Origin of the sequence: Tardiphaga sp. 619_E2_N8_4 (assembly GCF_051810905.1) — a bacterium.
Classification (GTDB): Bacteria; Pseudomonadota; Alphaproteobacteria; order Rhizobiales; family Xanthobacteraceae; genus Tardiphaga; species Tardiphaga robiniae.
In genome coordinates, this window is the sequence record NZ_JBPWQJ010000001.1 from 3461204 (window position 1) to 3479088 (window position 17885).

Here is a 17885-nt window from a genome sequence, read left to right on the forward strand (position 1 = left end):
CGGATTGCAGACTTTGAATTGCAGATCCTGAATTGAAGATCCTGGATCTGACGTTCTTCTGAACATTCACCCTTCCATACCGGAAGGGATCATAGGTGGATCATGATATCGAGGCGGGATTTCCTGCAAGCGACGGCGTCTGCGTCTGCGCTCACGATCGGCAGCGGCCTTGGCCCGCTGGGTCGCGCGGCGGCACAGCAACGCCTCACACAGGCCGACATCCTGCGGTTCGATCCGCTGGGCACGGTGACGATCCTCTATGTCGCCGACACGCATGCGCAACTGATGCCGCTGCACTTCCGCGAACCGTCAGTCAATCTCGGCGTCGGCGAAGTGAAGGGCATGCCGCCACATCTCACGGATGCCGAGTTTCGCAACTACTTCAAGATCGCGGCCGGCACGGCCGATGCCTTCGCGCTGACGGCCGATGATTTCGTAGCACTCGCCAAGAATTACGGCCGCATGGGCGGTATGGACCGTATCGCGACATTGATCGGCGCCGTGCGCGCCGAGCGCGGCGACGACAAGGTGCTGCTGCTGGATGGCGGCGACAGCTGGCAGGGAAGCTGGACGTCACTACAGACCAAGGCGCAGGACATGGTCGACGTCATGTCGGCGCTGAAGCTCGACGCCATGGTCGGGCACTGGGAATTCACCTACGGCGCCGAGCGCGTCAAGCAGATCGCCGATAGCGCGCCTTTCGCTTTCCTCGCGCAGAACATTCGCGACAACGAATGGCAGGAGCCGGTGTTCGAGGCGCGCAAGATGTTCGAGCGCGGCGGCGCCACCATCGCCGTAATCGGTCAGGCGCTGCCGCGGACGGCCGTCGCCAATCCGCGCTGGATGTTTCCGAACTGGGAGTTCGGCATCCGCGAAGAGGACATCCAGAAGCAGGTCGATGAAGCCCGCGCTGCCGGTGCCTCCATCGTGGTGCTGCTGTCGCATAACGGCTTCGATGTCGACCGCAAGCTGGCCGGCCGCGTGAAGGGGCTCGACGTCATCCTGACGGCGCATACCCATGACGCGATGCCCGGCCTGGTCAAGGTCGGCAATACGGTGCTGGTGGCGACAGGCTCGCACGGCAAGTTCGTGTCGCGTCTCGATATCGAGGTGAAGGACAAGAAAGTTGCGGATATCCGCTTCAAGCTGATGCCGGTCTTCTCCGATGTCATCAAACCCGATCCGGCAATGACCGCGCTGGTGGAAAAGGTGAGGGCACCTTTCGCGGGGGATCTGGCGCGCGAGATCGGCAAGACGGATTCGCTGCTGTATCGCCGCGGCAATTTCAACGGCACTTTCGACGATCTGATCTGCAACGCGATGATGTCCGAGCGCGATGCGGAGATCGTGCTGTCGCCCGGCTTCCGCTGGGGCGGCACGCTGATCCCCGGTGATGCGATCACCTGGGAGCAGATCACCAACGCCACCGCGATCACCTATCCGAACTGCTATCGCAACCAGATGACAGGCACCCAGATCAAGGAAGTGCTGGAGGACGTTGCCGACAATATCTTCCACCCCGATCCTTATTTCCAGGGCGGTGGCGACATGGTCCGCATGGGCGGCATGGGCTACGCGATCGATATTTCCAAACCGATGGGGTCGCGCATTTCCGGGATGACCCATCTGAAGTCCGGCAAGCCGATCGAGGCCAGCAAGACCTACACGGTCTCGGGCTGGGCCAGCATCAACGAGAATACGCAGGGACCGCCGATCTGGGAGGTGGTCGCGGCGCATGTAGCGAAGGTCTCAACCGTCAGGATCGAACCCAACACCGCGGTCAAGGTGACCGGGGCCTGATTCAGGCGTCGTATTGCAGAGACAGGAAAGCTTGTCGCATGACTGATCGAACATCAGCGGAAACGCTCAATCGCCGCCGCTTTCTCGGCGCGGCAAGCCTGGCCGGTGCCGGTGCAGCACTTTCGGCGATTCCGGCGCTCGCGGGTGAGACGGCAAAATCCGAAGCGCTCATTACGGATGTGCAGGACTGGCAGCGCTATCTCGGCGACGGCGTCGACAAACATCCCTACGGCGTTCCCTCGAAATTCGAGAAGAATGTGATCCGGCGCGACGTACCGTGGCTGACGGCTTCTGCTGAATCGTCGGTCAACTTCACGCCGCTGCACGAACTCGACGGCATCGTCACGCCGTCCGGCCTGTGCTTCGAGCGTCATCACGGCGGCGTCGCCGAGATCAATCCTGCCGATCATCGGCTGATGATCAACGGGCTTGTCGACAAGCCGCTGGTGTTCACCATGGACGACATCAAGCGGATGCCGCGCATCAACAGGGTGTACTTCCTCGAATGCGCTGCCAATTCCGGCATGGAATGGCGCGGCAGTCAGCTCAATGGCTGCCAGTTCACGCACGGCATGATCCACAACGTGATGTATACCGGCGTGCCTTTGAAAGTGTTGCTGGATGAGGCCGGGCTGAAGCCGAATGCCAAATGGTTGATGCTGGAGGGCGCCGATTCCGCTGGCATGAACCGCTCGCTGCCGATCGAGAAGGCGCTGAACGATGTCATGATTGCCTTCGCCATGAATGGCGAGGCATTGCGTCCTGAGCAGGGCTATCCGCTGCGCGCCGTCATTCCCGGCTGGGAAGGCAATCTGTGGGTCAAGTGGCTGCGCCGCATCGAGGCGGGCGACCAGCCGTGGCAGACCCGCGAGGAGACGTCGAAATATACGGATCTGCTGGCCGACGGAAATTCCCGCAAGCATACATTCGTGATGGATGCGAAATCGGTGGTGACCAATCCGTCGCCGCAGGCGCCATTGAAGCACAAGGGCCGCAATGTGCTGAGCGGGCTCGCGTGGTCCGGGCGCGGCACCGTGAAGCGCGTCGATGTTTCGATGGATGGCGGCCGCAACTGGCAGACCGCGCGCATCGACGGCCCGGTCTTCGACAAATCCGTCGTGCGCTTCTATGTGGATTTCGACTGGACCGGACAGGAGCTGATGATCCAGTCTCGCGCCATCGACTCCACTGGCTACGTGCAGCCGTCGAAGGACGATCTGCGCAAGGTGCGCGGCGTCAATTCGATCTACCACAATAACGGCATTCAGACCTGGCTGGTGCGTTCGGGCGGGGAGACTGAAAATGTCGAAATCGGCTAATGCCCTGACGCTGGTGCTGGCGGCATGTCTGCTCGGCGGCACGAGTGCGCCAAGCGCTGCCCAGCAGATGGCGGGCCGCGACGTGGTCAAGCCCTCTGCGAAGCTCGGGCTGGGGCGGGCGGCCACCGCTGAGGAAATCGCGGCCTGGGACACCGACGTGCGGCCGGACGGGCGAGGTCTTCCGGTCGGCAAGGGCACTGTGAAGCAGGGTGACGATCTGTTTCAGGAGAAGTGCGCGTCCTGTCACGGCGAATTCGGACAGGGCGTCGGTCGATGGCCGGTGCTTGCCGGCGGCGCGGGCACATTGAAGGCGGATCGGCCGGACAAGACCGTTGGCTCGTTCTGGCCCGATCTGTCCACCGTGTTCGACTACATCAAGCGCGCGATGCCCTATGGCAATGCGCAGTCGCTGACCAATGACGAGGTCTATGCGCTGACGGCCTACATTCTCAGCATGAACGAGATCGTCAAGGACGAGACATTCGAACTCAACGAGAAGAACTTCACGTCGATCAAGATGCCGAATGCAGCGGCGTTCTTTGAGGACGATCGTGAGACGTCCGAGAAGCAGTTCTGGAACAAGACCCCATGCATGAAGGATTGCCGGCCGGCACCGAAGGTGACCGGGCGGGCGATGGCCATCGACGTCACGCCTGATGGCAAGTCCGGCCCCAAGGTCGAATAGTGCGATAGCATTCTTGACTTGCCGCCTTCGCAGACACGCCACGACAATCACCATAATCGAGGTTTGATCAGGATGACGCTTCGCTTTTCGCTGCTCGCTTTGCCACTCGCGCTGATGACGACTGATGTCATGGCGCAGGATGTTGCAGCCGGGGAGAAGTCCTTCAACAAGTGCCGCGCCTGCCATCAGGTCGGCGAGACCGCGAAGAACACCGTGGGGCCGATCCTGAACGGTCTATTCGGGCGCAAGTCCGGCACTGTCGCGGGCTATAATTATTCCGACGCCAACAAGAATTCCGGCCTGACCTGGGATGATCAGGTATTCACCGACTATATCAAGGACCCGAAGGGCAAGATCCCCGGCACCAAGATGAGCTTTGCCGGCATCAAGAACGAGCAGGAGATCAAGGATCTCACCGCGTTCCTGAAGCAGTTCGCGGCGGACGGCAAGAAGGGCGGCTAAAGCGCTGTCGTTTTTTTAAGAGAGCAGCTCGCCTGATATGATCCGGACAAAATCGTTGCAGTTTTCGCCAGATGCCGCTGATCGGCAGACTGGAGATTGCATCGAAGGTGGTGTCCTGGTCACCCGATAACCATGCTCAGAATGTTGGATGATTGGCCCACGGTACGCCGGCATCCGATGAGTGGATGATCCAGCATTTCAATTGTTGGCACGACTCTTGCTGATCGTAGAAGGAGATAGGGCGTCAGCGAGAGTGAATCTTGAGAAACGTGTTGACCCAAAGAGCGAGAAATTGGTGTGTGAACATCTGGCGCGAAATCAGGGATTCCTTGAAACACGCGCCAATGCACTAGAGCCTTTTCGGTTCTGATCGAAGCAGAACCGAGTTCGCTCGAAAACGCTCTAGCATGCCGACCGTGCACCGCATGTCGTCCGGGCCGACTTTTTCGGCCGGTTTCGATTGGTCGCCTCGCACATTTTTACCCAGCAACGGACGACGCCGCCTTCGGGCTTTTCACCTACGGCAAGAGCAACCTCTGAACCATACTGAAATCCGTCGAACCGCATAGGTTCTTTCGATTTCTGCAACGAAGCGGCTCTCTCTAAGGTTCAAATTGCGAATGCGCTGCGTCGATGCGTAGCTGCAGGCGTCCTGTTGGCGGCGGGATGAGCATCTGGGATCATCCGACGTCACTCGTTCGTTGGTATTTTCTCACGGTTCGGTCTTGCCTCTCAAGAATACCCGATTGCCCTCCAGACAGATGAAAGCGCGGCCATGACGTCTCCAGTTATCTATTTCCTCAATGGTCCCAATGCCAATCTTTATGGGCTGGACAAAAGCGGCACCTATGGCCGCGAAAGTTTCGTCTCGATCAAGAAGCGCTGCGAGGATCACGCGGCGTCGCTTGGTGCGACCGTCGATTTCCGCCAATCCAACCACGAGGGCGTTCTGGTTGACTGGATTCAGGAGGCGAGGGAGAGGGCCGAGGGGATCGTCATCAATGCCGCCGGCCTCACTTACTCGTCGGTCCCGATCCTCGATGCGCTGCTCGCTTTCGAGGGCCCGATCATCGAGGCGCATATGAGCAATATCTGGAAGCGAGAGCCGTTTCGCCATCACTCCTATGTGTCGCGTGCTGCAACGGGAGTCATCGCCGGGCTCGGCGCGCTGGGCTATGAGCTGGCGCTGACGGCGGTGTCGCGCCTGATCGCCGAAAAGGCCGCGCAATGACGTCGGAGGTGATGGCGTTCTACAGCGTCCTCGATGACTTCAAAACGTGGCGTGCGGCGCTCGCCGTTGAGGGGATCGATCTTCGTCGGGCTGACGATATCGCTGACCCCGCCAGCGTGCGGCAGGCACTTGTCTGGAAGCCGCCGCATGGCTTCTTTGCGCGCTTTCCCAATCTCGGGCTCGTCGTCAATCTGGGCGCCGGTGTCGACGCGTTGGTCGGGCGTGACGACCTGCCGGAGGTTCCGATCACGCGCCTGTCCGATCCGAAGATGGCGCGGATGATGGCTGGCTATGTGTTGTTCGCAGTGATGCGTCATGCGCGCGACATTCCAGCCTTCGAGCGCGCTCAGCGCGAGCGCCGCTGGCACTATATTCATCCGCGCGATCCCGAGACCATCACGGTCGGCATTCTCGGCCTTGGCGAACTCGGCCTGACCGCGGCGCTCGAATGCGCCCGGCAAGGCTATCGCGTGCGTGGCTGGTCCAACACGCTGAAATCGGTGGAGGGCATCGAGACATCGGCCGGCCTGTCCGCGTTGCCGGATATCCTGGGCGATAGCGACATTCTCGTCTGCATGCTGCCGCAGACGCCACAGACGCGCGGGCTGCTGAATGCCGAGCGCCTGGCACAGATGAAGCGTGGCGCGGTCTTCATCAATGTCTCGCGCGGTAGCATCGTCGATGAGCCGGCGCTGATCGAGGCGTTGCGTTCGGGCCATATCGCGGAGGCCACGCTGGATGTGTTTGCCTCCGAGCCACTGTCGCCGGACAGCGCGCTCTGGGCGATGGACAATGTGCTGATCACGCCGCATCTCGCATCGGTGGCGCTGCCGGGCTCTGCGGCCCAGCAGATTGGCGAGAATGTGCGCCGGCTGCGTGCCGGGCAGGAGCTGCTAAGCTGCGTCGACCCGCGCCGGGGCTATTGAGCCCGGTGCGAATTGGCCGCCAACGGCAAAGGCCTCGCGCGCGTAGTCGGCGAATGTCTGCACTGCTGGTCGCAGCGCGTGGCGTTTCAGACGCAGCGCCATCACATGCGTGGCCGGAAGCTTTTCGGTGATGGGCACCACGGCCACGCGGCTGCCGTCGTAGCCGATGGTGGTGCGCGGCACGGCATTGTGGATCGAATATCCCTGGCCATTTCCGATCAGTCCGCGGATCAGCTCGAATGATCGGGTCCGGAAGGAAATGCGCGGCTCGATACCGGATGCCGTAAACAGGCTGGCGAAGTAGTCGCGCGAATGCGGCAGGTCCAGCAGGATGAACGGCTCGTCGCGCATTTCGGTCAGGCTGATCGACGACCGGTTTGCCAGAGGGTGATCCGCCGACAGCACGATATAGGGCGGTAGCTCGCAGAATTTCTCACCGACGATCTCGTCGGGAACAGCGAAGGAGTAGGACAGCGCGAGTTCGGTCCGTCCGGAGACCAGCCCGTCGATGATCTCCTGCTGGTCGCCTTCCTCAAGTTTTACCGAGATGCCCGGCTGCCGTTCGCGAAAGCCGGACAGCAGCCCTGGCATGAAGCGTGTGGCGAGGGTCGAAAAGCTGCCGACCACGATCTCGCCGTGCAGCGTGCTGCCAAGCGATTGGGCGCTCTGGGCAAAATCGCGCGCATGCGCGAGCAGCAGCCGCGCGTCGTTTACCAGCCGCTGGCCGGCGGGGGAGAGGGTCACGCCCTTGGCGAGATGGCGAATGAAGATCTGGACGCCGAGTTCGGCCTCCAGCTGGCTGAGTGCGGCCGAAATCGAGGGCTGCGACACGTTCAGGCGCTTGGCGGCTTCTGTCACGCTGCCCGCATCGGCCGTCTCAACCACATAACGCAGGGCCCGGAGCGAGAACCTCATCGTGTTTTCCTATGCATCTCCAAACATAAAAATATTTTCCTTATGATAGGCCCTTCGGCACCCTGTCGTCCAGTCGAACAGGAGCCGATCAATGATCCGCACGGGTGAAGAATACAAACAGGGCATTCGCGATGGCCGCGAGGTCTGGATCGATGGCGAGCGCGTCAAGGACGTGACCACGCACCCGGCGCTGAAGCCGATCATCGACGTCAAGGCCCGGATGTATGACATGGCGCGTGAAGAGCGTTACGCCGCCGACCTCACTTACGTTGAAGACAACGAGACACATTCGGTCTTCTACAAGCCGCCGACGGAGCAGAAGGACTGGCACGACAAGATCAAGGCCGTCGATCACGTGATGAAGGACATCGGCGGCGTGGTCACCCGCGTCGGCGACGAGACCATCGGCGAAATGTGGTCGCTGACCGACGGGCGCGATGTGCTGGCCGAGATCGATCCGCGCTTCGCCGCCAATATCGATCATCACATCCGTGCCGTGATCGAGAAGGACATCTTCCACGTCTCGGCCAATACCGATCCGAAGGGTGACCGCTCTCTGCCGCCGCAGCAGCAGGATCCCGACCTGATGGTGCACGTCACCCGCGAGACCGATGCCGGTATCATCATTCGCGGCGCGAAATACGAGACCGCTGCGGCCTATGCCGATCAGGCCTATCTGAAGCCGACTGTCGGCGCCTGGGCCAATGAAAAACTCTCAGACTATGCGGTCGGTTGCATCGTCAAGATGGGTGCGCCGGGCGTCAAGCACATCTGCCGCGGTGGCTTCGCCAATCGCAGCAGCGCCAATGCCAAGGACTATCCGCTTGCCAATCGCTTCGATGAGGTCGAGGCGCTGGTGGTGTTCGACGACGTGCTGATCCCGTGGGAAGACGTGTTCTTCTATCGCCATACCCGTGCTGCGCAGTTCGTGCGTTCGACGCTGCATCGCTATTCGGCATTCCCCTATGTGCTGCGTCTCCTTTACACCGCCGACATGATGATCGGCGCGGCCATGTGGAACGCCAAGCAGACCGGTCTCGACAAGCTGCAGTCGGTGCGTGAGAAGCTCGCCGATCTCGTCTGCTACCGCGAAGGCATTAATGCGCATCTCACCGCCTCGATCGCCATGGCGGAGAAGAGCCCGGGCGGCCTTCTGATGCCGCAGCAGTCGATGCTCTATGCCGGTCGCGTATTCGCCTGTTCGCAGCTCCCGGCGATGATGCATATCGCCCGCGAGCTGTGCGGCGGCCAGATCTGCATCACTCCGAATGCCGATGCGTTCGAGGCGGAGGGATCAGGCAAGTGGCTGAACAAGTTCTATTCGCTGAACGATCAGTGGCAGGCCGATGATCGCCGCAAGCTGCTCGCTTTCGCGCGCGATCTCCTGAACTCCGACTATGCCGGTCATCGCCTGACCTTCGTGCAGTTCGCACAGGCGCCGCACTTCAATCATCTGGCGGCGGTCTATAACAGCTTCGACTTTGCCGGGCCGCTGGATTTCGTGAAGAAGTCGGCCGGGCTGTCCGACCGTATCGACGGGGTGAAGTCATGAGCGCTGCGGCGCATCCCTTGGTCGAGGTCGATATCTTCCGCGACGCCATGCGGATGACGGCCTCGGGCGTGGCAGTGGTGACAACGGATGGCGAGGCGGGCCGCGCGGGCGTTACGGTGTCGTCGCTGTGTTCGCTGTCAATGGAGCCGCCATCGGTTGTATTCAGCGTTCACCGCGACAATCGCCATCTCGAAAAGCTGCTGGCCAATGGCGTGTTCGTCGCCAACATTCTGTCTGATACGCAGGAGCGTATTGCCAACAGCTTCGCCGGGTTGATCCCTGAACTGCGCGACAACCGTTTTCTTGCCGGTGACTGGTCGGAACTGCTGACCGGCGCGCCTGCGCTCGACGGCGCGTTGTGCAATTTCGATTGCCGCGTCGCCAGCGTGTTCGATTTCGGCTCGCATCGCATCGTCGCGGGCGAGGTGCTGAACGTTCGCAACCAAGCTGCGCTGCCCCTGATCTTCTCCGATCGCACATTCCGTCGTCTCGCCGCCTGAGGATCTGCTCCATGACCACCCATCAGCGTTTTCGCAAGTTCAACACCAAGGAAGCCTATCCCGAGCAGTCGCTCGACAACGATGTCTGCATGGTCGTGCGCGCCAACAACACCGTTTATGTGCGCGGCCAGACGGCCATGGATCTCGACGGCAAGATCGTCGGTATCGGCGATGCCGCTGCGCAGACCGAGAATGCCATGACATGCGCCAAGGTGCTGCTTGAAGAGGCAGGCTCCAAGCTCGAGGACGTGGTGAAGATCGTCATCTACATCACCGATCGCGCCTATCGCGAGCCGGTCTATCGCGTCGTCGGCAAATGGCTGAAGGGCGTCTATCCGGTTTCGACGGGGATTATCGTTCAGGGCCTCGCCAAGCCTGAATACCTGATGGAAATCGACATCATCGCGGAAATTCCGGCGTAACGACGCGTTTTTCGCCGGCACTACAGAGATCAATCGGACATTTGCGGCTTCATCCTTCGCATGATCGATGAGTGCGGATGCGCGCGCCCGTCCGGCGGAAATTCTTTAGGTAAATCAATCGTCTGGCACGATGTTTGCTTTTCTTTCTACGTCATAATCCTTGTGAGGTTTCGAGATGAAGCGCGCCTTGAAGTTTACTGCATTGATGTTGCTGTCGACGCTCGCGATTGGCGGGCAGGCATCCGCCCAGGAGAAGCTGGTAGTCAGCACCTGGGGTGGAAGTTTCCGCGATCTGATCGATGAAGCAATCGCCAAGAAATTCACCGCCGACACCGGCGTGAAGGTCGAATACATCACCGGCGGCACGATCGACCGTCTCAATCAGGCCAAGCTCGCTGCTGCCAAGCCCGAGAGCGACGTCACCTTCACGACGGCCCATGTCGGCTGGCTCTATGCCAACGACAATCTGTTCGAGAAGCTCGACATGGCGAAGATTCCGAACGCGAGCCATCTGGTCGAGCAGGCCAAGATCAGCCCGTATCACATCGGCTCCTGGGCCTATGTCTACACCATCGGCTATCTGCCCGAACAGTTGCCCAAGGGTGTCAGCTTCGAAAGCTGGGAAGGTCTGTGGAATCCCGCGCTCAAGGGCATGATCTCATCGCCCGATTTCGATCCGAGCCATGTGATGGTGGTTGCGGCCAAACTCTCTGGCGGCGATGCATCGAATTGGGAAGTCGGCGAAGCCAAGATGAAGGCGCTGAAGCCGAACTACAAGGCGTTCTACACCAATGACGCCAACAGCCAGCAGCTGTTCGCGACGGGTGAGACCCCGGTGCAGGTCGTGCTGTCGATGAACGCCTATTACATGCAGGCCCAGGGCGTGCCGATCAAACTGGCGATTCCGAAGGAAGGCGCCGTGCTCGGCGTCGATACGATGGGCATCACCAAGGGCTCGACCAAGGCGGAGCTGGCCTACAAGTTCATCAACACCGCGCTCGATCCCGAAGTGCAGGCGAAGATCGCCGAACTGAAGAAGGGCAGCCCGGTGGTGGACAACGCCAAGGTCAAGCCCGAGATCGCAGCACTGCCGGGCGTGTTCACGACCGCGGATCAGTGGGCGAAGCAGACGCTGGTGATCGACGCCAAGCTGCGTGCCGAGAAGACCGGCACCTGGCGCAAGTGGTTCACCGAGAACATCATGGCTCCGTAAAAGAGTTCGGGTCGCGATCCGGCTGCTACTGCCGGGTCGCGATCCATGACGTCAAGTTCGCCCACTTCGAGTTTGTCCATGAACACACGTCCATTTCTGGGATGGTTTGTCTCGCCGGCCGGCCTCGTTGCTGTGGGCCTGATCGCGGCGATGCTGGCTGTCTTTCAGTACAGTGTGCGAGCCTATATTCCAGGCACGCTCGAAGTCGGTGGCTTCACCTGGGCCAATTTCGAAGCCATGCTGCGGCCGCTTTACGCCCTGGCATTCTGGAATACGGTGCTGATCTGTTTTGAAACGGCGGTATTCACGCTGCTGCTTGCCTATCCGCTAGCCTATGCGTTGACGCGCACCAACAGCTCCGCGCTACGCTCCTTCATCCTGATCGTGTCGGTCACGCCGCTGTTTCTCGGCGAGGTGGTACGGACCTATTCCTGGATGATCGTGCTCGGCAATAACGGCTTCCTGAACACGCTGCTGCTCAAGCTCGGCCTGGTGGATCGCCCGTTGCGCATGATGTTTACCTCGGGCGGTGTGATTGCGGCGCTGGTGCATGTGACCATGCCGATCATGGTCATCATGCTGGCCGCGGCGCTGTCGCATATCGACCGCAATTACGAGAAAGCCGCCGAAAGTCTCGGCGCTGGCCCGATCCGCATCTTCATGACCATCACGCTGCCGCTGTCGATGCCCGGCATCGTTGCCGGCTTCTCGACCGCCTTTGCCTGGACCTTCAGCGCGTTTGCGACGCCGCAGCTGATCGGCGGCGGCCGCGTCGCCACCGTGTCGACGCTGATCTATCAGCTTGGCTTCTCGTCGTTCAACTTTCCCTTTGCCGCCAGCCTCTCCATCATCGGCCTCGCATTGTCGTTGGCTGTGATCGCGCTGCTGAAGAAAGCCGCGAGCCCGCTCGAACGTATGGCGGGCACCACATGAAGCGCTCACCTGCAACCCTCGCGCTGCGCTGGTCGGGCCGCGTCCTCGTCGCCGTCATTCTCCTCTTCGTGCTGTTGCCCGGCGTCGTCGTGGCGATCTCGGCTTTCAACGATCGCGCGATCCTGCAGTTTCCGCCGCAGTCCTGGTCATTGCGCTGGTTCTATCGCGCTTTCTCTTATGCCGATTTCGCGAAGGGGTTCTGGAATGGCCTGACCGTGACGGTCTGGGCATCCAGCATCGCGGTCGTCGTGGGATCGGCCTTTGCCTTTGCCATTCATCGCTATAAATTCGCGCTCAGGGATTTCCTCGAAGGCATTCTGCTGTCTCCGCTGATCATCCCGCATTACACCGTCGGTCTTGGCATTCTCATCCTCGCCTCGCAGACGGGGATTGGACGCGGCTTTCCGCTCGTCATCTTCGCCCATGTGGTGATGGTGTTGCCCTTCGTGATGCGCAGCACTTACATTTCGCTGGAAAATCTCGACACGCGCCTGGAGCTGGCCGCGTCCAGTCTCGGTGCCACGCCGCTGCGGATCCTGTTTACCGTGACGATCCCGCTGCTGATTCCGGGCTTGCTCAGCGGCTGGCTGTTCGCCGCGATCCTGTCGTTCAACGAATTCACGGCGACGCTGTTCGTCAGCAGCCAGGCCACGCAGACGCTGCCGGTCGCCATGTATAATTACGTCCGCGAATTCGCGGATCCCACATTGGCCGCACTGTCGGTCATCTACATCGTCGTGACGGCGACTTTGCTCACGATCGCAAATTCCTTCCTGGGCCTCGGGAAAATCCTGAATGTTGATGCGCACTGATCCAATGACGGCACACACGCCAGCCGCGGCGAGCGACAAGATCCGTCCGGCGGTACAGCTCGACGGCGTCACCAAGCGCTTCGGCGATTCCATGGCGCTGCATGAGGCCTGGCTGAAGATCCGGCCGAGCGAGTTCATGACCTTGCTGGGCCCATCCGGCTGCGGAAAGACGACGCTGCTCAATCTGGTTGCCGGCTTCCTCGAAGCCGATAATGGCGAGATCTTCATCGATGGCGATCTGGTCACCGAAACGCCCGCGCATATGCGCGAGATCGGCATCGTGTTCCAGAACTACGCGCTGTTCCCGCATATGAGCGTCGCCAAGAACGTGGCTTACGGATTGAAGACCCGTGGCGTCGAAAAGAAGGAGATCGCGCGCCGCGTCGACGAGGCGCTGGCGCTGGTCAAGCTGTCAGGCTTTGCCGACCGCAAGCCCAAACAGCTGTCAGGCGGTCAGCAGCAGCGCGTCGCGCTTGCGCGGGCCCTGGTGATCAAGCCGAAGGTGCTGTTGCTCGACGAGCCGTTCTCGGCGCTCGACAAGAATCTGCGCGGCTCGATGCAGGTCGAGCTCAAGCAGATCCAGCGCGAGCTCGGCGTCACCACGATCTTCGTGACGCATGATCAGGGTGAGGCGCTGTCGATGTCGGATCGTATCGCGGTGATGTCGGCCGGGCGCATCCGCCAGATCGCGGCACCCGACGATATCTATCGCCGTCCGGCCGATCGCTTCGTCGCGTCCTTTGTCGGTGATGCCAATATCCTCAACGGGCGCCTTGTCGAGAAGCGCGGCGATGTCGCGGTCGTTTCGGTCGGCGACATCAGCGCCGACGTTCCTGCGGCGCCGATTGCCGCGCTTTCGATCGGCGATGCCGTGGATGTCTTCGTGCGGCCGGAGCATCTCGCCGTCACGTCGCGCGGCGCTTCGGGATCGCTGCCCGGCACCGTGACGACGCAGGTGTTTCAAGGCGGTCATGTCGATCTCTATATCGACGCGCCCGGCAGTGCGGGCGAGCGCATCCTGCTGCGTTCGCCGGGCATTGCGGCGCTGTCGTCCTGTCCGGTCGGAGCCGAGATCGGATTGACCATCGGCTCCGACGATATCGTGGCGTTTCCGCCGGGTGAGGCGGCGTGAGGCGGTCGCGTCTAGAACGACGGCGCAGCGCCCGGATTCATCGCGCGCGCGATATAGTCCTTCTGCTGCGGCCGGTAGCGCTCCCACAGCGCGCGGAGTTCACCGATCGGAGCGTCGTGCCAGTCGACACGCAGGTCGACCACCGGCCAGTCAAACATGTGGGCGACATGCAGGCCCGCCGCATGTTCGTCGTCGGTCTCGCCGCCGGCGTCGAGACCGGCTTCCAGCGCCGACAGCAATCGCTCCGCCAGCGGCTGTCCGGCCGTAGCTTCGAACTTTGCGATCATCACGCTCGGGACTTTTTCATCGACCAGCAGATTGCCCATCGCGAGACAACCATTGCCCTGCGCAATGCCAACGATCGGCAGCGCCTGCGCGCCGGAATGCCACGCCACCTGGCCGTAGCGATCGATCACGCCGACTTGTCGCCATGCGGGCTGCGGCGTGCCTTGTGTCAGATTGCTCAGCACCGCACCGGCGCCAAGGCCCTGACGCAGCAGTGCGAGGCCAGTCGGGCCAAGCGACGGATCAGTGACATTCTGCGACACCACGAGGCCGAGCGGTCCCACCCAGGCGCAGCGCGCCGGCACGGCAATGCTGGACGACGTAATGGCAATGCCGAACGCGCCGGTCTCCGGACAACGTGCCGAGATGGAATAGGTCATCGTGATGCTCCCGCAATCGTAAAAGTATTTGGAGTATAGATGATCGATCGAATAGCTCAAATACTTTGCGAGCTGATCAGTATTGAAAGTATAAGTGTGAATTCCAATCTCGATATCATCGCGTATATCGAGCGGATACTAGCGTCGGCGGGCGTGTCTTCGCGCCGCGTGCCGTCGCCTGATGGCCGCAAGGCCTCGCTGCTCGCGACTATCGGTCCCGTGGATCGTCCTGGCGTGGTCCTGTCAGCGCATACGGACGTCGTGCCGGTGGAGGGGCAGGCCTGGACCGTGCCGCCATTCGCTGGCGTCATCCGTGACGAGCGCATCTATGGTCGAGGTGCGACCGACATGAAGGGTTTCCTCGCCGTCGTTCTTGCAAACGTACCGCGCCTGAAGGAAGCCGCGACAGCTGCGCCCGTGCACCTTGCGTTTTCCTATGACGAGGAAGTCGGATGTCGCGGCGCCCCCGATCTCGTGCGTGCGCTCATGCAGTCCGTCGTGCCACCGGTGCTCGCCATCATCGGCGAGCCCACCACGATGCGCGTCGTTCGCGCGCACAAGGGCAAGGTCGCGCGTCGCCTGACAGTAACAGGCCGTACCGGTCATTCGGCGATGCCGCATCGTGCGGCCAATGCGGTCGATGCGGGCGTTGCGATCGCGCATACGCTGCGTGCCTTCGCTGATGAGGAAGTCGCGCGCGGCGGCGATGCGGCGTTCGATCCGCCATACACGACCATTCACGTCGGCTCGCTGCATGGCGGCAGCATGGTCAATCTGGTGCCGGAACGGGCCGCGCTGGAATACGAGATCCGCACGATGCCCGGCCGTGACGCGGGCGAAATTCTCGCGCGGATCGATGAGGTGGTTGCACGCGAGCGCGATCGGCTCCGCGCCAATGCGCCGGAAGCTGACATCGTCTCCGAGGAACTGTCGGCCTATCCCGGGCTCGATACTGCCGCCGACGCAGCTGTGACGCGTCTGGTCGCAAGAATGGCAGGCGATACGCAACCCGCAACTACAGTCGCCTTCGGTACCGAGGCCGGCCTCTACGCAGAGGCGGGGATTCCGACGCTGGTCTGCGGACCCGGCGATATGGCGCGGGGGCACAAAGCCGACGAGTGGATCGGCTTCGACGAACTCGCAGCCGCAAACGTGATGATGGACAGGCTGGCGGATTTGCTGCGTCGGCCGAGTGAAGAGTGGATACGAAATTGATGAAGAACGGAAGCTCGGCGATGACGTCCACCATGCAGGCCATTATCGCAACGCAGGCAGGCGGACCCGAGGTGCTTACGCAAGTTGAACGACCCGTGCCCGTTCCTGGCCCCGGCGAAGTGTTGATTGAGGTCGCCGCAGCCGGCGTCAATCGCCCGGACCTGATGCAGCGGAGTGGTGCCGTGCCGCTGCCGCCGGGTGTCACTGACGTGCTCGGGCTCGAAGTCGCCGGCCGCGTGATCGGTGGCGATGCGGCCTTACAGGGGCAGGTGGTGATGGCGCTGGTGAAAGGCGGGGGGTATGCGCGCTATTGCATCGCCAAGGCGTCGCATTGTCTTGCGGTGCCCGAGGGGCTGACGATGGAGCAGGCGGCGGCATTGCCCGAAGCGCTGTTCACCGTCTGGCACAATCTGTTTGAGCGCGGCCGGTTGTCGAAGGGCGAGACCGTGCTGGTGCATGGCGGTGCCAGTGGTATCGGCACGATTGCCATCCGCATGGCCATCGCCCGCGGCGCGACGCCAATCGTCACGGTCGGCAGCGATGCCAAGAAGAAGGCGGTGGAAGCGCTCGGCGCCATCGCCATCAACTATCGTACCGACGACTTCGTTGTCGCAGCGCGCGACGCCACAAGCGGGCGGGGCGTCGATGTTGTGCTCGACATCGTCGGCGGTTCCTATGTGGCGCGCAATCTCGATGCGCTGGCGCCGGGCGGACGGCATGTCAGCCTGTCCTTCATGGAAGGCGGCGTGGTGCCGATCGATCTCGGTTTGGTGATGCGGAAGGGGCTGTATCTGACGTCGTCGACGCTGCGGCCGAAGTCCGACGAGGAGAAGACCGCAATCGCTACCGCGCTCCGCGCCGAGGTGCTGCCGCTGGTGGCATCTGGTGAGGTGAGGCCGCTGATCTGGCGGACGCTGCCGCTCGGTGAGGCAGCGCAGGCCCATCGCATTCTGGAAGCCAATGAAAACATCGGCAAAGTGCTGCTGCTGCCGGCCGGCGCCGCCGCATGAGTAGCGATGTCGAGCGCAAAGGCCGCATATCGATACAGGAGCAGTCCCATGGCGATGACTAAACCCTCTCTCAAGCTGACACATGAAGGCGCGCTCAAAGCGCTGGCTGGTGCCGTCGCCAAGGCAGAAGAGCTCGGCGTGGCGCAGAACGTCACGATCGTCGACGACGGCGGCAATCTGCTGGCTTTCGTCCGCATGGACGGCGCCAAATTGCTGTCGCGGGAAACATCGATGTCCAAGGCCATCACGGCCGCGTCGCATCGGCAGCCGACATCGCGGCTCAATCCCGCCGACGAGATCAAGCTGGCCATCGCAGGCGGTGGCCGCCTGACCAATCTCGAAGGCGGATTGCCCATCGTGATTGCAGGCCAGTGCGTCGGCGCGGTCGGCGTCGGGTCGGGCACCGGCGCGCAGGATGTCGAAGTCGCGCGTGCCGCGCTGGCAGCCATCGACGCGGAGGATCAGGAGCCATGAGCGCCAAGATCGAACTGTTCTACGCGCCGACATCGCCCTATGTCCGCAAGGTCATGGCCTGTGCGCTCGAGCTGGGGATCGCCGATCGCATCGTGCGGCTGCCGAGTGCGGCGCATCCGCTCAAGCGCGACGCGCGGATCGCAAGTTTCAATCCGCTGGCCAAGGTGCCCGCGGCGAAGCTGGCGGATGGCACGCTGCTGTTCGACAGCCGGGTGATTTGCGAATATCTCGACGACCTCGGACACGGTTCGCTGTTTCCGCGCGGCGCCGAGCGCTGGCAGGTGCTCACCGAGCAGGCGCTCGGAGATGGCTTGCTCGATGCGGCGCTGCTCACGCGCTATGAAAATACCTGCCGGAGCGAGGAGATCAGATCGGCGGACTGGATCGATGGTCAGATGACCAAGATCGCCGCGGCGCTCGATCAGATGGAAAGTACGGTCGCAGTGTTCGGCACCCGCATCAGCATCGGCAGCCTCACCATCGCCTGTGCGCTCGGCTATCTGGATTTCCGTTTCGCATCATTCGACTGGCGCAGCTCGCGGCCGGCCCTGACCGACTGGTTCGCAACCGTGTCGGAGCGGCCGTCATTGCGAGATACGTTTCCGGCCGAGGGGTAATT

At 61.8% G+C, this 17885-nt stretch carries 19 protein-coding genes; 17 read left to right on the forward strand and 2 right to left on the reverse strand.

The window, feature by feature from the left end:
* The first annotated feature begins 102 nt into the window (after positions 1–102).
* The 6 genes from soxB to AB8A23_RS16550 all read left to right on the forward strand — a co-directional run bounded on the left by soxB (position 103) and on the right by AB8A23_RS16550 (position 6423).
* Positions 103–1800 carry a thiosulfohydrolase SoxB gene (gene soxB / locus AB8A23_RS16525; RefSeq protein WP_439058923.1) on the forward strand — a complete coding sequence of 566 codons (1698 nt, stop codon included), beginning with the start codon at positions 103–105 and terminating at the stop codon, positions 1798–1800.
* 38 nt (positions 1801–1838) lie between these two features.
* Complete coding sequence (gene soxC / locus AB8A23_RS16530) at positions 1839–3119, forward strand: sulfite dehydrogenase (protein ID WP_231080237.1); 1281 nt, start codon at positions 1839–1841, stop codon at positions 3117–3119.
* Complete coding sequence (locus AB8A23_RS16535; RefSeq protein WP_439058921.1) at positions 3103–3804, forward strand: c-type cytochrome; 702 nt, start codon at positions 3103–3105, stop codon at positions 3802–3804. Before soxC ends, AB8A23_RS16535 begins: the two co-directional genes overlap by 17 nt.
* A 72-nt stretch (positions 3805–3876) precedes the next feature.
* On the forward strand, positions 3877–4266 hold the full coding sequence (locus AB8A23_RS16540) for a c-type cytochrome (protein WP_439058919.1): 390 nt from the start codon (positions 3877–3879) through the stop codon (positions 4264–4266).
* A 775-nt stretch (positions 4267–5041) separates the two neighbouring features.
* Positions 5042–5497, forward strand: coding sequence for a type II 3-dehydroquinate dehydratase (locus AB8A23_RS16545; protein ID WP_439058918.1), 456 nt, complete (start codon positions 5042–5044; stop codon positions 5495–5497).
* Complete coding sequence (locus tag AB8A23_RS16550) at positions 5494–6423, forward strand: 2-hydroxyacid dehydrogenase (protein WP_439058916.1); 930 nt, start codon at positions 5494–5496, stop codon at positions 6421–6423. The genes AB8A23_RS16545 and AB8A23_RS16550 overlap by 4 nt, the downstream gene beginning before the upstream one ends.
* On the opposite strand, the gene AB8A23_RS16555 is transcribed toward AB8A23_RS16550, so the two are convergent.
* Positions 6391–7338, reverse strand: coding sequence for a LysR family transcriptional regulator (locus AB8A23_RS16555; protein WP_439058914.1), 948 nt, complete (start codon positions 7336–7338; stop codon positions 6391–6393). The two genes, AB8A23_RS16550 and AB8A23_RS16555, sit on opposite strands and share 33 nt — an antisense overlap.
* A 91-nt stretch (positions 7339–7429) precedes the next feature.
* Here AB8A23_RS16555 and AB8A23_RS16560 point away from each other — a divergent pair, with 91 nt between their 5' ends.
* From AB8A23_RS16560 to AB8A23_RS16590, 7 genes are all read left to right on the forward strand, one after another.
* Complete coding sequence (locus tag AB8A23_RS16560; protein ID WP_089264772.1) at positions 7430–8890, forward strand: 4-hydroxyphenylacetate 3-hydroxylase family protein; 1461 nt, start codon at positions 7430–7432, stop codon at positions 8888–8890.
* Positions 8887–9390 carry a flavin reductase family protein gene (locus AB8A23_RS16565; protein ID WP_439058912.1) on the forward strand — a complete coding sequence of 168 codons (504 nt, stop codon included), beginning with the start codon at positions 8887–8889 and terminating at the stop codon, positions 9388–9390. Before AB8A23_RS16560 ends, AB8A23_RS16565 begins: the two co-directional genes overlap by 4 nt.
* Positions 9391–9401: 11 nt before the next feature.
* Positions 9402–9812, forward strand: a complete 411-nt coding sequence (locus AB8A23_RS16570) for a RidA family protein (protein ID WP_089264770.1) — start codon at positions 9402–9404, stop codon at positions 9810–9812.
* Positions 9813–9987: 175 nt separating this feature from the next.
* On the forward strand, positions 9988–11025 hold the full coding sequence (locus AB8A23_RS16575; RefSeq protein WP_439058911.1) for an ABC transporter substrate-binding protein: 1038 nt from the start codon (positions 9988–9990) through the stop codon (positions 11023–11025).
* Between the two features lie 78 nt (positions 11026–11103).
* Positions 11104–11958, forward strand: coding sequence for an ABC transporter permease (locus AB8A23_RS16580; RefSeq protein WP_093762116.1), 855 nt, complete (start codon positions 11104–11106; stop codon positions 11956–11958).
* Positions 11955–12770, forward strand: a complete 816-nt coding sequence (locus AB8A23_RS16585; protein WP_439058909.1) for an ABC transporter permease — start codon at positions 11955–11957, stop codon at positions 12768–12770. The genes AB8A23_RS16580 and AB8A23_RS16585 overlap by 4 nt, the downstream gene beginning before the upstream one ends.
* Entirely contained in the window at positions 12754–13902 is a 1149-nt protein-coding gene (locus AB8A23_RS16590; RefSeq protein ID WP_439058907.1) for an ABC transporter ATP-binding protein, read from the forward strand. The genes AB8A23_RS16585 and AB8A23_RS16590 overlap by 17 nt, the downstream gene beginning before the upstream one ends.
* Before the next feature lie 11 nt (positions 13903–13913).
* On the opposite strand, the gene AB8A23_RS16595 is transcribed toward AB8A23_RS16590, so the two are convergent.
* Positions 13914–14567 carry a DUF1028 domain-containing protein gene (locus tag AB8A23_RS16595; protein WP_439058905.1) on the reverse strand — a complete coding sequence of 218 codons (654 nt, stop codon included), beginning with the start codon at positions 14565–14567 and terminating at the stop codon, positions 13914–13916.
* Between the two features lie 39 nt (positions 14568–14606).
* Here AB8A23_RS16595 and argE point away from each other — a divergent pair, with 39 nt between their 5' ends.
* Genes argE through AB8A23_RS16615 form a run of 4 tightly spaced genes read left to right on the forward strand, consistent with a single transcriptional unit; the run spans position 14607 to position 17883 of the window.
* Complete coding sequence (gene argE / locus AB8A23_RS16600) at positions 14607–15782, forward strand: acetylornithine deacetylase (RefSeq protein WP_439058903.1); 1176 nt, start codon at positions 14607–14609, stop codon at positions 15780–15782.
* Positions 15782–16792, forward strand: a complete 1011-nt coding sequence (locus AB8A23_RS16605; protein WP_439058901.1) for an NAD(P)H-quinone oxidoreductase — start codon at positions 15782–15784, stop codon at positions 16790–16792. Before argE ends, AB8A23_RS16605 begins: the two co-directional genes overlap by 1 nt.
* A 48-nt stretch (positions 16793–16840) precedes the next feature.
* Positions 16841–17266: a GlcG/HbpS family heme-binding protein gene (locus AB8A23_RS16610; protein WP_439058900.1), complete on the forward strand. Its 426-nt coding sequence runs from the start codon at positions 16841–16843 to the stop codon at positions 17264–17266.
* 8 nt (positions 17267–17274) lie between these two features.
* A complete protein-coding gene (locus AB8A23_RS16615; RefSeq protein ID WP_439060508.1) occupies positions 17275–17883 on the forward strand; it encodes a glutathione S-transferase in 609 nt (202 codons plus the stop codon).
* The last annotated feature ends 2 nt before the right edge of the window (positions 17884–17885 follow it).

Bases quoted from the DNA above. Each gene is read 5' to 3' on its own strand.
- argE (WP_439058903.1), top strand. From the start codon at position 14,607: ATGATCGATCGAATAGCTCAAATACTTTGCGAGCTGATCAGTATTGAA.
- AB8A23_RS16535 (WP_439058921.1), top strand. From the start codon at position 3,103: ATGTCGAAATCGGCTAATGCCCTGACGCTGGTGCTGGCGGCATGTCTG.
- AB8A23_RS16575 (WP_439058911.1), top strand. From the start codon at position 9,988: ATGAAGCGCGCCTTGAAGTTTACTGCATTGATGTTGCTGTCGACGCTC.
- AB8A23_RS16595 (WP_439058905.1), bottom strand. From the start codon at position 14,567: ATGACCTATTCCATCTCGGCACGTTGTCCGGAGACCGGCGCGTTCGGC.
- AB8A23_RS16590 (WP_439058907.1), top strand. From the start codon at position 12,754: ATGTTGATGCGCACTGATCCAATGACGGCACACACGCCAGCCGCGGCG.
- AB8A23_RS16550 (WP_439058916.1), top strand. From the start codon at position 5,494: ATGACGTCGGAGGTGATGGCGTTCTACAGCGTCCTCGATGACTTCAAA.
- AB8A23_RS16570 (WP_089264770.1), top strand. From the start codon at position 9,402: ATGACCACCCATCAGCGTTTTCGCAAGTTCAACACCAAGGAAGCCTAT.
- AB8A23_RS16545 (WP_439058918.1), top strand. From the start codon at position 5,042: ATGACGTCTCCAGTTATCTATTTCCTCAATGGTCCCAATGCCAATCTT.
- AB8A23_RS16610 (WP_439058900.1), top strand. From the start codon at position 16,841: ATGGCGATGACTAAACCCTCTCTCAAGCTGACACATGAAGGCGCGCTC.
- AB8A23_RS16565 (WP_439058912.1), top strand. From the start codon at position 8,887: ATGAGCGCTGCGGCGCATCCCTTGGTCGAGGTCGATATCTTCCGCGAC.
- AB8A23_RS16585 (WP_439058909.1), top strand. From the start codon at position 11,955: ATGAAGCGCTCACCTGCAACCCTCGCGCTGCGCTGGTCGGGCCGCGTC.
- AB8A23_RS16580 (WP_093762116.1), top strand. From the start codon at position 11,104: ATGAACACACGTCCATTTCTGGGATGGTTTGTCTCGCCGGCCGGCCTC.
- AB8A23_RS16605 (WP_439058901.1), top strand. From the start codon at position 15,782: ATGAAGAACGGAAGCTCGGCGATGACGTCCACCATGCAGGCCATTATC.
- soxB (WP_439058923.1), top strand. From the start codon at position 103: ATGATATCGAGGCGGGATTTCCTGCAAGCGACGGCGTCTGCGTCTGCG.
- AB8A23_RS16560 (WP_089264772.1), top strand. From the start codon at position 7,430: ATGATCCGCACGGGTGAAGAATACAAACAGGGCATTCGCGATGGCCGC.
- AB8A23_RS16540 (WP_439058919.1), top strand. From the start codon at position 3,877: ATGACGCTTCGCTTTTCGCTGCTCGCTTTGCCACTCGCGCTGATGACG.
- AB8A23_RS16555 (WP_439058914.1), bottom strand. From the start codon at position 7,338: ATGAGGTTCTCGCTCCGGGCCCTGCGTTATGTGGTTGAGACGGCCGAT.
- soxC (WP_231080237.1), top strand. From the start codon at position 1,839: ATGACTGATCGAACATCAGCGGAAACGCTCAATCGCCGCCGCTTTCTC.